Origin of the sequence: Nisaea sp. (assembly GCF_965216895.1) — a bacterium.
Classification (GTDB): Bacteria; Pseudomonadota; Alphaproteobacteria; order Thalassobaculales; family Thalassobaculaceae; genus Nisaea.
Genome location: NZ_OZ244205.1, coordinates 2,025,001 through 2,042,104 on the forward strand (window position 1 = coordinate 2,025,001; position 17,104 = coordinate 2,042,104).

At 62.0% G+C, this 17,104-nt stretch carries 16 protein-coding genes; 9 read left to right on the forward strand and 7 right to left on the reverse strand.

Annotated features, from left to right (window positions below; all coding sequences use genetic code 11):
* Window positions 1–362: 362 nt before the first annotated feature.
* A complete protein-coding gene (locus ACOOE1_RS09680; protein ID WP_420406139.1) occupies window positions 363–1,697 on the forward strand; it encodes a M23 family metallopeptidase in 1,335 nt (444 codons plus the stop codon).
* 42 nt (window positions 1,698–1,739) lie between these two features.
* Here ACOOE1_RS09680 and nhaA read toward each other — a convergent pair whose 3' ends face one another.
* Complete coding sequence (gene nhaA / locus ACOOE1_RS09685) at window positions 1,740–2,960, reverse strand: Na+/H+ antiporter NhaA (RefSeq protein WP_420406140.1); 1,221 nt, start codon at window positions 2,958–2,960, stop codon at window positions 1,740–1,742.
* Between the two features lie 95 nt (window positions 2,961–3,055).
* Here nhaA and ACOOE1_RS09690 point away from each other — a divergent pair, with 95 nt between their 5' ends.
* The 6 genes from ACOOE1_RS09690 to ACOOE1_RS09715 all read left to right on the forward strand — a co-directional run bounded on the left by ACOOE1_RS09690 (window position 3,056) and on the right by ACOOE1_RS09715 (window position 10,354).
* On the forward strand, window positions 3,056–4,108 hold the full coding sequence (locus tag ACOOE1_RS09690) for a methylenetetrahydrofolate reductase (RefSeq protein ID WP_420406141.1): 1,053 nt from the start codon (window positions 3,056–3,058) through the stop codon (window positions 4,106–4,108).
* Window positions 4,109–4,145: 37 nt separating this feature from the next.
* Window positions 4,146–5,051 (forward strand): dihydropteroate synthase, encoded by a 906-nt coding sequence (locus tag ACOOE1_RS09695; protein WP_420406142.1) that lies wholly within the window; start codon window positions 4,146–4,148, stop codon window positions 5,049–5,051.
* Window positions 5,052–5,069: 18 nt separating this feature from the next.
* A complete protein-coding gene (locus ACOOE1_RS09700; RefSeq protein ID WP_420406143.1) occupies window positions 5,070–7,124 on the forward strand; it encodes an ASKHA domain-containing protein in 2,055 nt (684 codons plus the stop codon).
* Window positions 7,125–7,413: 289 nt separating this feature from the next.
* A complete protein-coding gene (locus ACOOE1_RS09705) occupies window positions 7,414–8,316 on the forward strand; it encodes a DUF262 domain-containing protein (protein WP_420406144.1) in 903 nt (300 codons plus the stop codon).
* A gap of 24 nt (window positions 8,317–8,340) precedes the next feature.
* Entirely contained in the window at window positions 8,341–9,252 is a 912-nt protein-coding gene (locus ACOOE1_RS09710; protein WP_420406145.1) for an IS1595 family transposase, read from the forward strand.
* Window positions 9,253–9,346: 94 nt separating this feature from the next.
* The gene (locus tag ACOOE1_RS09715; RefSeq protein ID WP_420406146.1) at window positions 9,347–10,354 is read left to right on the forward strand and encodes a hypothetical protein; all 1,008 of its coding nucleotides are present in this window, start codon (window positions 9,347–9,349) and stop codon (window positions 10,352–10,354) included.
* A 9-nt stretch (window positions 10,355–10,363) separates the two neighbouring features.
* Here ACOOE1_RS09715 and ACOOE1_RS09720 read toward each other — a convergent pair whose 3' ends face one another.
* Together ACOOE1_RS09720 and ACOOE1_RS09725 are read right to left on the reverse strand one after the other, a co-directional pair.
* Complete coding sequence (locus ACOOE1_RS09720; protein WP_420406147.1) at window positions 10,364–10,798, reverse strand: hypothetical protein; 435 nt, start codon at window positions 10,796–10,798, stop codon at window positions 10,364–10,366.
* Window positions 10,799–10,843: 45 nt separating this feature from the next.
* Window positions 10,844–11,065, reverse strand: a complete 222-nt coding sequence (locus ACOOE1_RS09725) for a hypothetical protein (protein ID WP_420406148.1) — start codon at window positions 11,063–11,065, stop codon at window positions 10,844–10,846.
* A 408-nt stretch (window positions 11,066–11,473) separates the two neighbouring features.
* Here ACOOE1_RS09725 and ACOOE1_RS09730 point away from each other — a divergent pair, with 408 nt between their 5' ends.
* Window positions 11,474–11,893, forward strand: coding sequence for a HEPN domain-containing protein (locus ACOOE1_RS09730; RefSeq protein ID WP_420406149.1), 420 nt, complete (start codon window positions 11,474–11,476; stop codon window positions 11,891–11,893).
* 118 nt (window positions 11,894–12,011) lie between these two features.
* Here ACOOE1_RS09730 and ACOOE1_RS09735 read toward each other — a convergent pair whose 3' ends face one another.
* Entirely contained in the window at window positions 12,012–12,734 is a 723-nt protein-coding gene (locus ACOOE1_RS09735) for a hypothetical protein (RefSeq protein ID WP_420406150.1), read from the reverse strand.
* Window positions 12,735–13,067: 333 nt separating this feature from the next.
* Between ACOOE1_RS09735 and ACOOE1_RS09740 the strand changes: the two genes are divergently transcribed.
* Window positions 13,068–14,213 carry a M20/M25/M40 family metallo-hydrolase gene (locus tag ACOOE1_RS09740; protein ID WP_420406151.1) on the forward strand — a complete coding sequence of 382 codons (1,146 nt, stop codon included), beginning with the start codon at window positions 13,068–13,070 and terminating at the stop codon, window positions 14,211–14,213.
* 43 nt (window positions 14,214–14,256) lie between these two features.
* Here the strand turns inward: ACOOE1_RS09740 and ACOOE1_RS09745 are convergent, their stop codons facing one another.
* Genes ACOOE1_RS09745 through ugpA form a run of 3 tightly spaced genes read right to left on the reverse strand, consistent with a single transcriptional unit; the run spans window position 14,257 to window position 17,069 of the window.
* Complete coding sequence (locus ACOOE1_RS09745; RefSeq protein WP_420406152.1) at window positions 14,257–15,327, reverse strand: sn-glycerol-3-phosphate import ATP-binding protein UgpC; 1,071 nt, start codon at window positions 15,325–15,327, stop codon at window positions 14,257–14,259.
* Window positions 15,328–15,339: 12 nt separating this feature from the next.
* Window positions 15,340–16,188, reverse strand: a complete 849-nt coding sequence (ugpE, locus tag ACOOE1_RS09750; protein WP_420406153.1) for a sn-glycerol-3-phosphate ABC transporter permease UgpE — start codon at window positions 16,186–16,188, stop codon at window positions 15,340–15,342.
* Window positions 16,188–17,069 carry a sn-glycerol-3-phosphate ABC transporter permease UgpA gene (gene ugpA, locus ACOOE1_RS09755; protein ID WP_420406154.1) on the reverse strand — a complete coding sequence of 294 codons (882 nt, stop codon included), beginning with the start codon at window positions 17,067–17,069 and terminating at the stop codon, window positions 16,188–16,190. The genes ugpE and ugpA overlap by 1 nt, the downstream gene beginning before the upstream one ends.
* Between the last annotated feature and the right edge of the window lie 35 nt (window positions 17,070–17,104).

Here is a 17,104-nt window from a genome sequence, read left to right on the forward strand (position 1 = left end):
TTGCACCGCTCCCCGCCCGCGCGGCTAATACCTCGCGACTTATACAGGGCGGGCGCCTCTCGTCATACCGACCGTCCGTCCGATCGGCAGGCGGACCGGGCACGGGTCACCGGTTCGGGACAATGCCGCGATCAGGCCCCTTCTTCTCCTCCGCTGACAGAGATATGGCCGAGTGCCAGAATGCGCCGGCACGAAGCTCGGTTGCGAGTGCCGCCCCGGATCAGCGAAACTGGTCCTGTCGGTTTAATTTTTCGCTTTAAGTTTGCATCACCATACGACTGATTCAATTGCACTAAATCTTGACTTCACAATCGCCTCGCAACAAGATCGGCGGAAATAGCGTGTTTTTTGGGGTCGCTTTCATGATTCACCGGGTTCGCTCACGTTCGGCCGTTACCGCCGGCGTTCTCGGCTCCGTTCTTCTTGCCGGCATTACCGTGTCCGCGCTTCTCGGCACCATCGGCGGCCCTGATTCAGATCCGACGACGGCCGACGCATCGAGCGCGGTGCCGGCCCTGATCGGCGAGGCCAATGCCTTTTCGATCAGCGCGCCCGGCGGTTCTCCCGCCTCGGTCCAGACCAAGGCGGTCACGGTGGAGCGCGGCGACACGTTGATGAAACTGCTGACCCGCAACGACATCGACCGGCGCGATGCCCATGCGGCGATCACGGCACTGACCGAGGTTTACGATCCCCGGCGGATGCAGATCGGCCAGCTCTTTGAGCTGTCGCTGGTCGACGGCGGAGCCGAGGAAGCCGGTCCGAACCTGGTCTCGCTCACCTTCAAGGCCGATCCGGCACGCAGCATCCAGGTCCGCCTGACCGACGAGGGCGCCTACAAGGCGGAAGTCAAGGAGAAGGCGCTGAAGCGCGCCGACGGGTTCGGTGCGGGAACCATCAGGAGCAGCCTCTACGAGGCCGCGGTCGACGCCGATATCCCTGCTGCCGTCCTGCACGACATGATCCGGATCTTCAGCTTCGACGTCGATTTCCAGCGTGACATACAGCCCGGCGACAGCTTCGAGGTTCTCTACGACGAGCATGCGACCGACGAGGGGACCGTGGTGCGCGTTGGCGAGATCCGCTACGCGGCGATGACTCTCTCCGGCAAGGAACTCGCCTATTATCAGTATACGCCGAAGAGCGGGGTCACCGACTACTTCAATGCCAAGGGCCAGTCGGTGCGCAAGACGCTGATGCGCACTCCGGTCAACGGCGCCCGGCTCTCTTCCGGATACGGCAAGCGCAAGCACCCGATCCTCGGCTATACCAAGATGCATCGCGGGGTGGACTTCGCCGCTCCGAGCGGCACTCCGATCATGGCCGCGGGTGACGGCGTGGTCGACTTCATCGGCCGCAAGGGCGGCTACGGCAAATATATCCGCCTGCGCCACAACAGCACCTACAAGACCGCCTATGCGCACATGTCCGGCTACAAGCGCGGCCTGAAGCGCGGCGACCGGGTGAAGCAGGGCCAGATCATCGGCTATATCGGTTCCACCGGTCGCTCGACCGGCCCGCACCTGCATTACGAAGTGCTGGAGAACGGCAGGCAGCGCAATCCGATGAGCGTGAAGCTGCCGGCAGGGGAGAAGCTGGACGGTCAGGATCTGAAGCGCTTCGCCGCCTCCCTTCCGGCCCTGCAGCAGCGTATCGCGGTCGCCCGCGGCGAAGGACAGTTCCTCGCCCAGGACTGATCCCGCGCCGCAGGTTCCGGGACGCGGGCCGGACTCCACGCGTCAGGTCCGGCGCGGCGCCGCTCCCGGCGCCGCGAGTACCCGCCTCAACACCAGATAGCCCAGAAGCGCCGAGACCAGCGATCCGGCGAAGACACCGCCCCGGGATGCGGTTTCGTGCATGCCCGTGCCGAAGGCGAGGCCACCGATGAAGAGGCTCATGGTGAAGCCGATTCCGGCGAGCAGCGAGCAGCCGAAGAGCTGGGACCGGCTGACATGCTCCGGCAGCTTCGCGAGGCCGCTCTCCACCGCGATCAGAGCGGCGGCAAAGACGCCGAGCGGCTTGCCGACCACGAGACCGAGAAAGACTCCGAGCGCGACGCTGTTCCATGGCCCGGCATCGGCGAAGGCGGCAAGCGGCAGCCCCGCATTGGCGAAGGCGAAAAGCGGCAGGACGAAGAATGTCACGTTGTCGTGCACCGCCTCGTACATCCGGCTCAGCAGGGCACGGCGCCGGTGCCGGTGCGGATCCGCCGGGATGGCGAGCGCCGTCATCACCCCCGCCACAGTCGGATGCAGGCCGGCCGACAGCAGGGCGACCCAGAGCCCGATTCCGGTCAGCAGATAGGGCACCGCGGCCGAGACCCGGAACCGGTGCAGCGCCAGAAGGACCGAGACGCCGGCCAGGATGGCGACGAACGGCGCCGGCGCCATGGTCCCGGTATAGAAGACGGCGACGATCAGCACCGCGATCAGGTCGTCGGCGATCGCCAGCGCCATCAGGAAGAGCTTCAGGGCCGAAGCCGCCCGGCCGCGGAACAGGGCGAGGACGGCGAGCGCGAAGGCGATGTCGGTCGCAGTCGGGACTGCCCAGCCGCGCAGCACTTTCGGCGCCTCCCCGTTGAGCGCGGCGCTGTTGACGGCGAGGAATATCAGTGCCGGAACAACGACGCCGCCGAGCGCCGCCAGCACCGGCAGCGCCGCCTGCTTGCGATGCGCCAGCGTGCCGTGCGCGTAGGCCCGTTTCACTTCGAGCCCGATCAGGAAGAAGAAGACGGTCATCAGGCCGTCATTGATCCAGAAGCGGAGATCGTGACCGATCTCGGCCGATCCGACGGTGATCATCACCGGCAGGGCGAGGAATGCGTCATAGGTCGCGGCGAAGGGCGAATTGGCGGCCAAGAGCCCGAGCAAGGCGGCCACGCCGAGCGGCAGGCCGCTGTCCGTCTTCGCGCGCAGCAGCAGTTTGACCGGGAAGACGCTCATCGCGGAGATGTCCGACATTGGGGCTTGTCCATTCGCCAGATGATCTCCTTACAGGACGCCGCTGGCAATGCGGCGGTGAAGCGCGGGTCGTCCTGCCGGGACAAGGCGGGAAAATGACGGATTTTCGCCGCGTGTCGCAATTGAGAGAAGTTGTGACGCGCGTCAGCCATCCGGACGCCTTCACTCGCCTTACATCGGAGAAAAGCGCGATCCTGCGCGATGCCGATATTGAGGAGAGCGCGATGGCCGCTGGCATGTCGGATATCCAGGCCCTGATCCGGGGCTTCTCTGTCGAGACCACGCCCGGTTCGGCCGCCAGGGTCGACGATTTTGCCGCGCTGCTTCCCGCCGGCACGATCGTCAACGTGACCCAGCTTCCCGGCTCCGATCTCTCCGACACCATTGCCGTCGCGAAGCGCCTGCGCGCCGAGGGCATGGAGCCGGTGCCGCATATCGCCGCCCGCAGCCTCTCGGGCGCGGACGAGCTCGCGCGCTATCTCGACGGCCTGGTCGGCGAGGCCGCCGTCACCGAGGTCCTGGTGATCGGCGGCGGAGTCGACCGGCCGGCCGGCGCCTTCTCCGAGACCATGGACGTGCTGAAGAGCGGCCGGCTCGAGGCCGCCGGGATCCGCAAGGTCGGCGTCGCCGGCCATCCGGAAGGCTCACCCGACATTTCCGGGGCCGGTCTCGCCGGGGCGCTCAAGGCCAAGAACGCCTGGGCGAAGGATACCGGCATCGAGACCTATATCGAGACCCAGTTCTGCTTCGATGCGGGCGCCATCCTGAAATGGGAGAAGACGATCCGGGCCGCCGGCAACGCGCTGCCGATCCATATCGGCGTGCCCGGCCTCGCGACGCTGAAGACGCTGCTGAAATTCGCCCAGGTCTCCGGCATCGGCCCCTCGATGCGGGTGCTGACCCGGCAGACGCGGAACATCGCCCGGCTCCTGACCGTACAGGCGCCGGACCGGCTGCTGGTCGGGCTCGCCGACGGCATCCAGGCCGATCCCGACTGCCTGATCAGGCACCTGCATTTCTATCCCTTCGGTGGTCTCGCAAAGACCGTCGACTGGATCGACCAGGTCCAGGCCGGCGCCTTCGCGCTCGACGGCAGGGGAGGCTTCGAGACCGCCCCTTTGGCGCCGGGCGCGGCGGCGGCCTCGTGACCAGAATCCTCGGCCTCTTCCAGGGAGACAAAGCGGAATGACCGACACCGTCATCAGCTCGGCGACGAAAGAAATCGTGATCGGTTTCGAGCGCCCCTTCTGCGTCATCGGCGAGCGCATCAATCCGACCGGCCGCAAGCTGCTCGCGGCCGAGATGGCGGCGGGCGACTACAGCCGCGTGGAGGCCGACGCCCTCGCCCAGGCCGCGGCCGGGGCCACCATGCTGGACGTCAATGCGGGCATCCCGCTGGCGGACGAACCGGCGATCCTCGCCGAGTCGATCAAGCTGGTGCAGTCGCTGACCGACCTGCCGCTCTCGATCGACAGTTCGATCGTCGCGGCGCTCGAGGCCGGGCTCTCGGTCTACCGGGGCAAGGCACTGGTCAATTCCGTTACCGGCGAGGAGGAGCGGCTCGAGAGCGTGCTGCCGCTGGTGAAGAAGTACGGCGCCGCCGTGGTCGCGATCTCGAACGACGAGACCGGGATCTCGGAGGACCCGGACGTGCGCTTCGAGGTGGCGAAGAAGATCGTCGAGCACGCCGCCGATTACGGCATCCCGCGCGAGGATATCGTGGTCGACCCGCTGATCATGCCGGTCGGGGCGATCAACCTCGCCGGACGCTCCGCCTTCGATCTGATCGCGCGGCTGCGCAACGAGCTCAAGGTGAACACCACCTGCGGCGCCTCCAACATCTCCTTCGGCCTGCCGAACCGGCACGCCATGAACGCCGCCTTCCTCTCGATGGCGATCCATGCCGGCATGACCTCCGCGATCATGAACCCGCTCCACGCCGAAGAGATGGGCGCGGTGCTCGGCGCCGACGTGATGATGGGGCACGATCCGGAATGCCGCCGCTGGATCCGGCGCTTCCGCGAAGCGCCGGCGGAGGGCGAGGTGGTCGGCGCCCGCGGCGCCCGCGAACGCCGGCGCCGCCGGGCCTGATCCCGCAGAGGAGGGCTCATGTCAGAAGCCGACCCAGCCGCCGACACCTCCGCAGACGCACCCGAAGACGTCTATGTGGTCTTCACGCCGTCAGGGCGGCGCGGCTTCGTGCCGCCCGGCACCACCGTGCTGGACGCGGCGCGCGCGCTCGGGGTCGATCTCGATTCGGTCTGCGGCGGCCGTTCGATGTGCGGGCGCTGCCAGATCCAGCTCTCCGAGGGCGAGTTCGCCAAGTTCCAGATCACCTCGCGGGCCGAGGCGATCAGCCCGGCGACGAAATCCGAGCAGCGCTATGCCGAGAAGCGCGGCCTGAAGCCGAAGCGACGGCTTGGCTGCAACGCGCAGGTGCTCGCCAACTGCGTCATCGACATCCCGCCGGAAAGCCAGGTCCACCGCCAGGTCGTGCGCAAGCGCGCCGAGGTGCGCGACATCGAGATCCGGCCGGTCACCCACCTGCATTATGTCGAGGTCCGCGAGCCCGACCTGCACGACCAGTCGAGCGATTTCCGCCGGCTCTGCGAGAGCCTGCGCGAGCAATGGCCGAACTGGGGCATCGCCGACGACATCTCCTGCGACCATGCCGTGCTGACCACGCTGCAGAAGGCGCTGCGCGAGGGCCAGTGGAAGGTCACCGTCGCGCTGCGCGAGGGCAACCGCGTCACCGGCGTCTGGCCCGGCTTCCGCGACCGGATCTACGGCCTCGCCGTCGATATCGGCTCGACCACCATGTCCGGCCATCTCTGCGATCTCGCGACCGGCCGGGTGCTCGCCTCGGCCGGCACCATGAACCCGCAGATCCGCTTCGGCGAGGACCTGATGAGCCGGGTCTCCTACGTGATGATGAACCCCGGCGGCGAGGAGGAGATGACCCGCGTCGTGCGCGAGGCGGTGAACTTCCTCGCGACCCAGACCGCGGCCGAGATCTCCGCCGGCTCGGACGAGATCGTCGAGCTGGTCTTCGTCGGCAACCCGGTGATGCATCACCTGATGCTCGGCATCGACCCGACGGAGCTCGGCGGCGCGCCCTTCGCGCTCACCATCGACACCGCCGTGGAGCTCAGCGCCTCGGAACTCGACCTCTACCTGCATCCGGGCGCGCGGGTCTATGCCCTGCCCTGCATCGCCGGCCATGTCGGCGCCGACACCGCCGCCGTGGTGCTCTCCGAGACCCCCTACAAGAACGACGAGATCACCCTGATCGTCGATGTCGGCACCAATGCCGAGATCGTGCTCGGCAACCGCGACCACCTGCTCGCCTGCTCGAGCCCCACGGGCCCCGCCTTCGAGGGGGCGCAGATCTCGTCCGGGCAGCGCGCCGCGCCGGGCGCCATCGAGCGCGTGCGGATCGATCCCGCCACGCTGGAGCCCAGCTTCCAGATCATCGGCAGCGACCGCTGGTCCGACGAGGAGGATTTCGAGGCGACCGCCGAGGAGATCGGCGGCATCAGCGGGATCTGCGGCTCCGGCATCATCGAGGCGATCGGCGAGATGTTCATCGCCGGCATGATCACCACCGACGGCATGATCGACGGCGCCCTGTCGGCGAAGTCGGAGCGCGTCTATGCCGACGGCCGCACCTTCTCCTACCGGCTCTCGGAGACCGTCTCGGTGACCCAGACCGATGTGCGTTCGATCCAGCTCGCCAAGGCCGCACTCTATGCCGGCGCCCGCCTGCTGATGGACCGCCGCGGCGTCGACGCGGTCGACCGCGTGGTTCTCGCCGGCGCCTTCGGCAGCCATATCGACCCGAAATACGCCATGGTCCTCGGCATGATCCCGGACTGCACGCTGGAAAACGTCACCTCGGTCGGCAACGCCGCCGGCACCGGCGCCCGCATCGCGCTGCTGAACGGCCAGGCGCGGCGCGAGATCGAATGGGTGGTGCGCACCATCGAGAAGGTGGAGACCGCGGTCGAGCCGCGCTTCCAGGAACATTTCGTCGGCGCCATGGCGCTGCCGCACAAGACGGATCCCTACGCAAGGCTGCGCGCGGCGGTGACGCTGCCGGAGCCGCGGAGCCTGACAGGCGCGGACGGCGAAGGCGGCGGACGGCGGAGACGGCGGCGGGGGTAGGATCGCGCCCGGCGGCCGTCCCCCACACAGTCGTCATCCCGGACGGAGAGCCGGGACCCGGCTTCTCATAGGGCAAGGGCGGCGGCGAGATGGACTCAGATTTGATCTCGGGTCACAGCACAGCGGCTCGAACAAAAAAGCGCTCCCCATGTCGGGGCAAGCCATATCCAATCACGTCAAACTCTGAAAATCAGCCAAACAAGCTTGAATTACACCGCACCGATGCCGCACAATTTAGAAGCTATATGCACGCGCACTTATTCTATGCGGAACCTCGAAGATCAGCATCATGTCAGACTACGGAATAGAAGATTCAGAGTCAGAAGAACCTGATGAGGTTGTCGAAGGCGACACCGACCCAGATGAAGAATCAACCCCAATCGTATCTTATGACGTGTCAAGCTTTGGCTCGGACCCGGAAGTTGAAGGTATTGTCAGCCGCCTAAGGAGAGGAAGCATAAAGATACCAGAATTTCAAAGAGATTATGTATGGAGACTCCCAGAAGCCTCTCGATTCATTGAATCATTACTTTTAGGATTGCCTGTTCCTGGCATTTTTTTGGCTGTCGAACCCAATACAGGGAAACAATTAGTCATTGATGGACAACAAAGACTTAAAACTTTACTATTTTTTTACGACGGGTACTTCGATCCGAAACCCAACGAACAACGACGAAGGGTTTTTTCTCTTAGCAAAGTGCAACCCGCGTACGAAGGAAAAACATACAAGACCTTAGACGAGGAATCTCGAAACAAACTAGACACAGCAATAATACACGCCACAACCGTCAAACAATCATCACCACCAGAAGACGATACAAGTCTGTATCACATATTTGAGCGACTAAACTGTGGCGGCAGAAAACTATACGACCAAGAAATGAGGATAGCGGTTTATCATGGAAGCCTAATCGATGAATTAAAAAATATTAATACTTACATAAATTGGAGAAATATATTTGGAAAACCCAGCAAACGCTTAAAAGATCAAGAATTAATATTGCGTTTCTTTGCATTATTTGAGAATCGCGCCTCGTATTCACGGCCAATGTCAGAATTTTTAAATAAGTACGCATTAAAAAATCAAAACGCACCGCAAAACAAACTCGAATATCTTGCAAATATTTTTAGCGACTGCCTCGATGTATTGGCGACTATATACTTGACAAACCATCGACTCGCCACCATTTGACTAAGTGTCAGATGGAGAAGAGAAATGTCCGCAGTCGATCTTACCAACCCGGTCTTTCAGGATGCGCAAGCAGCGCGTGAATATCTGGAGTCTGTCCGGTGGCCGAATGGCCCGGTTTGCCCGCACTGCGGAGAGGCGGAAGAGATCGCGGCCCTGAGGGGCAAAGCGCATCGTCCGGGCCTCTACAAGTGCCGCTCCTGTCGTGGTCAGTTCTCCGTGACGGTCGGCACCGTTTTCGAGCGCAGCAAGATCGCGCTGAACAAGTGGCTGCTGGCCTCTTACCTGCTTTGCGGTTCGAAGAAGGGTTTCTCGGCCCATCAGCTACACCGCATGATCGGCGTGACGTACAAGACCGCATGGTTCATGGCGCATCGCTTGCGCGAGGCCATGCGTGAAGGGAAAGCCGCTGATATGGGCGGTTCCAACAAGGTTGTGGAAGCCGACGAGACTTACGTTGGCGGCAAGGCCAAGAACCGCGCGTTCAAGGAGCCGCCGAAGAAGGAAGCGGTTGTCGCTCTGGTCGAGCGTGACGGCAAGGTGCGCAGCCAACATGTCCCGAACGTGACATCAAAGACGGTCCGCGAAATTCTGGTGACGCAGGCCAGCCGTGACTCGTTCCTGATGACGGACGAGAGCCCGGTCTATCGCAAGGTCGGTCGTGAGTATCAGGGCCACGGCTCCGTGAACCACTCGATTGACGAGTATGTGCGCGGCGGCTTCTACCACACGAACACCGTGGAGAATTACTTCTCCATCCTGAAAAGGGGCATCAACGGCACCTATCAGGCGGTCAGCAAGCAGCACCTGAAGCGGTATTTGGGCGAGTTCGACTTCCGGTACAATTTCCGGAACGTGGACGACTGGAGCCGCACCGCCGAGGCCCTGAAGGGCGCGGACGGTAAGCGCCTCTTCTATTCGACGGCCCCCGCAAATTGAAGGAGATGGCGTGGCAATAAGAATGCGTCCCGCCTGCTGACCCGTCTACGGCGCCCGCTTCGCCTCTGGGTCAAAAGGCAGGAGGCGAGCCGCCGTGGCTATCACCGATGTAAGAGAAGACGGAATTAGATACACTCTCGGCCCTAGGAACAACCTGGGCGCTTGGCGCGGGAGTGGGCTTTTGGTTCGTGTGCACGAAGATGCAAGAAGTTGTGTTGCCTACATCGGCCATGAATCTGCTGGTGATGTCATTCCAGAGGGAACGGCGTTTTCGATAGCGCACGAAGGATATCCATATCTCGTTACTGCTGGTCACGTTGCGAGGCAGATAGAAAACGGCCCGTTTGGGATCAAGTTTGCCTCAACGGATTGGTACTCCGGGAAAAGCTTTATTGAACGCGGGAAGTGGACCTATCATCCGGATAGGTCCGTTGATGTTGCTGTTTTCCCCGGATCGCCTGAGAATTGCCCGACGTTCAAAAACATTATGGATGACGTTTTCATCCTTGATGAGGATATCGGCCCCGACGGAGTTGGCGTCGGCGATCTGGTCCATACTGTAGGAATGTGGAAGCTCCTCGAAAGCGAAGAGAAACACGTCCCGCTCGTTCATACGGGCCACATCGCAATGGTGCCGGGCGATGTTAAAATTCCCGTAGAGCCAATTGGCGGCGGGAAGACGTACGAGGTTGATGCGTATCTAGTCGAAGCGCAGGGCCTGAAGGGGTTAAGTGGGGCGCCGGTATTCGCTCGTCAGACTGTCACTATGTCCAAGAACCCACGTGCGTACTCTTACGGGAGCCTCAAGCTCTTGGGGGTCTGGCAAGCTTCTTGGGAGGCGCTGGCCAGCAACGCCAGACAAGAGCAGGTGGGCTCAGATCGTCCCATAACTGTTCCGCTCGGGATGGGTGTGGTTATTCCTGCCCAAAGGATACTGGAGGTGCTTCAATTGCCGGAAATGGTCAAGATTCGCAGTGATGCGACGAACAAGAAAAAGTCCCGTGTGGCAGCCACGGAAAGCGCCGCTCCGCCGGAACTAAAGCCAATCGTGGAGACGATCCTGAAGGCGCCGCCGAAGCCGAAGGGCGGTGGTGACGCTTGATCGCATACGTCAGTGCGGACGCCTTCCTTGTCCGCTGTCAGATGCGAGATGCTTTTGAAGTAAGGTGGTCATCTCCTGAGCTTGGCTTCTGGTCATTGCCAGAACAATCGGGACTCCAAGATGCGTTCCAACTTGAAGGACCAGATGCTCTCCGTCTCCGGATGTTCCAACCTTCATCTTCGTGACGTGATACGGGGATACGATCTCGTCGAGATTGGTCCCGGCAGGTCTCTTCTGCCGGTCATTCATGGTCATACGACCGAACGCCTGAAGCGCGGTTAGGATCTGCGGAAGCGTCCCAAAGTCGGTGTGAAAGGATGCAGCGTTGCCGCCTTCTAGTCCAAAGGTAAAAGAAACCTGTTCTCCGTGAGATATGGAGCCCCCGCCCAGAACGCCCATGATTTTGGGGCCGTCCTCGAAGGGCGGATTTTTTTTATCGGTCATATTCACCTCCATAGAGCGTATGGATTAAGTGAACGAAAGAGAGGGCTATTTTGGATTGTCGAGCATCTCGCCCGCCCACTTCAGCGTCTCAAGCGTGCCAATCGGGTCAGAGGGAAACTCCCGAATCTCCCGATAGAATTTCTCAAGGTGTGCGTCGAAGCGTTGGGGAAAGGATTCATCTTGTTCACCAAGCGTTCGAGCGAGCGCGGCAAACAGGGCGGCGATCGCCAACCTGGTCTGAGCTTGATCGTTTAATGGAGATGCCATCATAACCTCCCTCAATGGTTGAGGTATCGTTCAACCGATAGAGGCGAGAGTCAACGATGGTTTGTTAGGTATATAGTCGCCGATGTATTTTTATCCGCGTTAAAAGAAGATGTTTTTCGCCCAACAACAAATTTAAACGTCGCCGTATTCGACTCTTGTATGGTTGGTATGGCTGAGAGACTGACGAATAAGCCAGACAATCTCCCCAACTCAAGTGCCGTTCTAGAAGCGTATACCGGCTTGCTTTCGAACGAAGAATATCAAACGTGCACCTCTCGCTCGACGGCCGATACGGCATTTGTTCACACGCGCATCAATATGGCCATCCAAGCTTTTAGCGAAACGTAGCGAATGCGAACACCCCGGCTCCGATCTCAATACGATCAACTGTGTTGGTTGATCAGCACAGTGAGCGCCCTGGATGCCGACCAGAACGAGCTCCGGGCGCATTGGGCAAAGTATGTGTGCGTTTTGGCATCGGGATTCCTCGAAAACGCTATAAAGGAAATTTATTCTGAGTATGCGAAAAGCAGCAGTTCACCGGCTACATTTGGCTTCGTTCGGAGCTCTTTGAATAAAATACAAAACCCAAAAAAAGAGAAATTCATTGAGATATCACGCGCCTTCAATACCGATTGGGGAAGTGAGCTAGAAGATTTTCTTGATGAGAGCGGGAGAGGAGACGCAATAAATTCAATCATCTCAAACCGGCATCTCATTGCTCATGGACGTGACTCACAAATTACCTTACCACGAATCAAAGAATACATAACAAAGAGCGCAAGCGTGATCGAATTCATTGAAAATCAATGCGGTGTTCACAGCTGAATAATAAAACAATTGCCGAGGGATAGGACTTAATTCCAAGAAACGCGAGAATACACATCCTGTTTCTGGGCCTTACTCAGATAATTCGCCCCGCGTAAATAACATGCGCTCCTCAACTCTACTCATCATGAGTCCTCCGTTGAATTTTGGAGAGAGCGTTCTCGGCTTTCGCTCGCCTCGTCGCGGCGGCAATCGATTTGCCGCGACGCCGCGCTTGTTGCTCAAGATGCTTGAAAACTGCGGTCCGCCACCCGGAAAGCATCATCGCGTAAGCGCTTCCATCGAATGGATCGAGAGAAAATTCTCGATAACCCTCCTCTCCCCAGCAAGTGAACAACGCTCGCCTACATGCCGAAATTGGCAATTCCGCGAGGTATGCCGCTTCGATATGCGGCATGATGTTGTGCGCAAGGTCTCCACCTTCGACATAGCGATCCCGCAATTCAGGACCAGTCAAAAAATGCGACCTCTGCAGACTAGTCCGGTTGACCTCAATCCAGACGGCGCCATTCCAATCTGATCGATAGGGCACGAAAGAGCGCCACGAACTCACAGGATAACGATCCCGATATTCGGCAGGATCGAAATTGAGAAAGTCGAAAAGACTGAGTCCTCCGATGTGACGCACGAACGGGTAATTTTTCGGGCCGTTGCTCGTGCCCCAACGTTCGTTTTCTGGAAGATCCGGTTCGACAAGAACAGCCTGGCTCTTAATGATCCCAAGAAAACGCTCGGGATGAGTCGTGTGCCATAACTTTCCGTGCAGCTCCGCCCAGAGCGGACCTATTTCTCGCAGTGTCTCGGGGTCAGGATCAGATCGTCCAATGAGTCGCGACGCCATCACAAGATCCAACGTTAGAATTGCGAAGTCATCATACGCGCACTTTCTGAGCAAATTCCGATTGAGCCTGTACAAAAGCCTAAGATTCGCGGAACAACAGGAAATTGACGGACGCGTGACCTAATTCATCTGTTAACCCCGCCGTAACGTGATCCCTCATTTCCACCCTCGACCGCATCGCGACCGGGGAGCCGGGATCAAGCTTTCCATAGAACCGTGACAGTGGTGATATGGATCCCGGATCACGTTCGGGAGGGCGGATTGCGGTCAGCGATCCGCAGTATCCCGCCCCTTCTTTCTGCTCCCTCACTCCCCAACCCCCGGAGAACCCCCATGGACTTCAACGCCCTGCCCTTCGATTCCGACGCCATGTGCGACGGCCTCCGCCCCTGGATCGAATGCGAGAGCCCGACCCACGACGCCGCCGCAATCGACCGGATGATCGACCTTGCGAGCTACGACCTCGCCGCCATGGGCGCGACGATCGAGCGGATTCCGGGGCGCATGGGCCTCGGCGGCTGCGTCCGCGCCACCTTCCCGCATCCGAAGGCCGGGGAGCCGGGCATCCTGATCGCGGGGCACATGGACACGGTGCATCCCGTCGGCACCCTCGCCCGCCTGCCCTGGCGGCGCGAGGGCGGGAAATGCTGGGGACCCGGCATCCAGGACATGAAGGGCGGCAACTATCTCTCGCTCGAGGCGATCCGCCAGCTCGCCGCGGCGAATATCGAGACGCCGCTGCCCGTCACCGTGCTGTTCACCCCGGACGAGGAGATCGGCACGCCGGCGACGCGGGAGCTGATCGAGGCCACGGCGCGGGGCCAGAAATACGTGCTCGTCCCCGAGCCGGCCCGGCCCGACGGCGGCGTGGTCTGGGGCCGCTATGCCATCGCGCGCTTCAACCTCCGCACCACCGGCACCCCGATCCATGCCGGCGTCGATCCGCGCCTCGGGCGCTCGGCGGTGCGGGAAATGGCCCGGCGCATCCTCGAGATCGAGGAGATGACCACCGACAGCTGCACCTTCTCGGTCGGCTGCGTGGTCTCGGACCAGCTGCATGTCAATTGCGTGCCCTCCGGCTGCTCGGCCGAGGCGCTCTCCATGGCGAAAAGGCAGGCGGATCTGGATGCGGGCGTCGAGAAGATGCTGGCGCTGAACAATCCGGCCAACGACCCCGGGGGCGATGTCGGTTTCCACGTCGCGCGCGGCGTCACGCGGCCGGTCTGGGAGCCCAGCGACGCCGACAAGGCTCTGTTCAAGCATGCCAAGAGCCTCGCCGCGGATCTCGGCTTCGGGATCACGGCCCATATGGCGGGCGGCGGCTCGGACGGCAATTTCACCGGCGCGATGGGCATCACGACGCTCGATTCCCTCGGCCCGCGCGGCGCCGGCCTGCATACGCTGAACGAGCATATCGAGATCGAGAGCCTCGCCGAGCGGGGCAAGCTGATGGCCGGCCTGCTGGCGACGCTGAAGTAGGATCGGAACCGGCGCGGCGACGGCCGGGCGGGGCGCTCCGTCCCTAGAGCCGCGCCGTGCTTTCCGGGTCGAACAGGTGGATGGCGCTGTTCGCGGCGAGGTTGATGCGCTCCGCGCCGGCCTCGAACTGGCCGCCGACGCGCACGGTCACGAGGTGGCCGGCCTCGCCCTCGAGATGCCCGTGGATCAGCGTGTCGGCCCCGAGATGCTCGACCAGGTCGATCTCGAGCGAAAGGCCGACGCTGCCCCCGGTCGGGCTCAGATCCTCCGGCCGGATGCCGAGGATCACGCGCCGCCCGGCGAGATCCGCGCGGGTCTCCGGCAGGGCGACCGCGGCGCCGGAGGCCAGCACCACGGCGCTGCCGTCCTCCGAGACCGTGGCCTCGAACTGGTTCATCGAGGGCGAACCGATGAAGGTGGCGACGAAGGTCGTCGCCGGGCGCTCGTAGAGCTCGATCGGGGTGCCTATCTGCTCGGCCCGGCCGCCGTTCATCACCACCAGCCGGTCGGCCATGGTCATCGCCTCGACCTGGTCGTGGGTGACATAGAGGCTGGTGATGCCGAGGCGGCGCTGCAGCCGCTTGATCTCCACCCGCATCTGCACGCGCAGCTTGGCATCGAGATTGGAGAGCGGCTCGTCGAACAGGAAGACCGACGGCTCGCGCACGATGGCGCGGCCCATGGCGACGCGCTGGCGCTGGCCGCCGGAAAGCTGGTTCGGCCGGCGGTCGAGCAGCGCGCTCAGTTCCAGGATCTCCGCCGCCTCGCGCACCCGCCGGTCGATCTCGTCCCGCGCCATGCCGCGGTTCTTCAGCCCGTAGGCCATGTTGCCCTGGACCGTCATGTGCGGGTAGAGCGCGTAGTTCTGGAACACCATGGCGATATCCCGGTCCGCCGGCTCCAGCTCGTTGACCGTGCGGCCGGCGATCTCGACCTCGCCGGAGGAAATCGTCTCGAGGCCGGCCACCATGCGCAGCAGGGTCGACTTGCCGCAGCCCGACGGGCCGACCAGGACGATGAATTCGCCGACGGAGACGTCCAGGTCGATGCCATGGATCGCGTGGAATCCGTTCGGATAGATCTTCTCGACGCCGTTGAGGCGCAGTTCCGCCATGATACCCGGCTCCTACTTCTCTGTTTCCACGAGGCCCTTGACGAACAGCTTCTGCATCGCGACCACCACGATCACCGGCGGCACCATGGCGAGCATCGTGGTCGCCATCACGAGGTTCCAGAGCGGCAGCGATTCCGCCGCCTGCACCATCCGCTGGATGCCCATCACCACGGTGTAGAAACTCTCGTCGGTGGTGATCAGCAACGGCCAGAGATACTGGTTCCAGCCGTAGATGAAGAGGATCACGAAGAGCGCGGCCACATTGGTGCGGGAGAGCGGCAGCAGGATGTCGACGAAGAACTTCCACGGCCCGGCGCCGTCGATCCGGGCCGCCTCGGCCAGTTCCTCGGGCACGGTCAGGAAGAACTGGCGGAACAGGAAGGTCGCCGTCGCCGAGGCGATCAGCGGCAGGCTGAGGCCGGCATAGGAATTCAGCATGCCGAGATCGGCGACCACCTGGAAGGTCGGCATGATGCGGACCTCGACCGGCAGCATCAGGGTGACGAAGATGATCCAGAAACAGGTCATCCGGAAGGGGAAGCTGAAATAGACGATGGCGAAGGCCGCGATCAGCGAGATCGCGATCTTCCCGAGCGTGATCGACAGCGCCATGATGAGACTGTTCATCAGCATGATCCCGACCGGAATGCCGCCGGCATCCTCGACGCCGGCGCCGAGCACGGTGCGGTAGTTCTCGAGCAGCCGGTCGCCCGGCCACATCGGGATCGTGCCGTCCATGATCGCCTCGATCGGATGGGTCGAGGCGACGAAGGTGATCCAGATCGGCAGCACCGTGATGGCGATGCCCAGCAGCACGACGAGATGCGACAGCACGGTAAGGAAGGGGCGGTTCTCGACCATCAGTATTCCACCTTCCGCTCGATATAGCGGAACTGCACCACGGTGAGGCTGATGACGATGGTCATCAGGATCACCGACTGGGCCGCCGATCCGCCGAGATCGAGGCCGATGAAGCCGTCGCTGAACACCTTGTAGACGAGGATCTGCGTGGCGCCCGCGGGGCCGCCTTCGGTCGTCGCGTGGATGATCCCGAAAGTGTCGAAGAAGGCATAGACGACGTTGACCACCAGCAGGAAGAAGGTGGTCGGCGACAGCAGCGGGAAGATGATGGTCCAGAACCGTTTCGCCGGTCCGGCGCCGTCGATCGCCGCCGCCTCGATCAGCGAGCGCGGGATCGCCTGCAGGCCCGCCAGGAAGAACAGGAAATTGTAGGCCACCTGCTTCCAGGACGCGGCGATCACCACGAGGATCATGGCGTCGCCGCCGTCGAGATAGTGGTTCCACTCGTATCCGAGGGAGCGCAGCAGGTAGGCATTGATGCCGACCACCGGGTTGAACATGAAGAACCAGAGCACGCCGGCCACCGCGGGGGCGACGGCATAGGGCCAGATCAGCAGCGTCTTGTAGGTCGTGGCGCCCTTGATGGTACGGTCCGCCATGACCGCGAGCAGCAGCGCGACGCCCATCGAGACGGCCGCGACCGACAGGCTGAACACCGCGGTGATCCAGAACGATTCCAGATAGAGCGGATCGGCGAACAGGTCCTCGAAATTCTCGAACCAGACGAATTCGGTCGACAGGCCGAACGCGTCCTCGACCAGCAGCGACTGGTAGAGCGCCTGCACCGCCGGCCAGATGAAGAAGACAAGGGTGATCAGAAGCTGCGGCGCCAGCAGGACGTAGGGCAGCCACGGATTTCTGAAGGTCACGCGTTTGATCACGGAGAGATTTCCCGAAGAACGACCGGGTGGGGCCG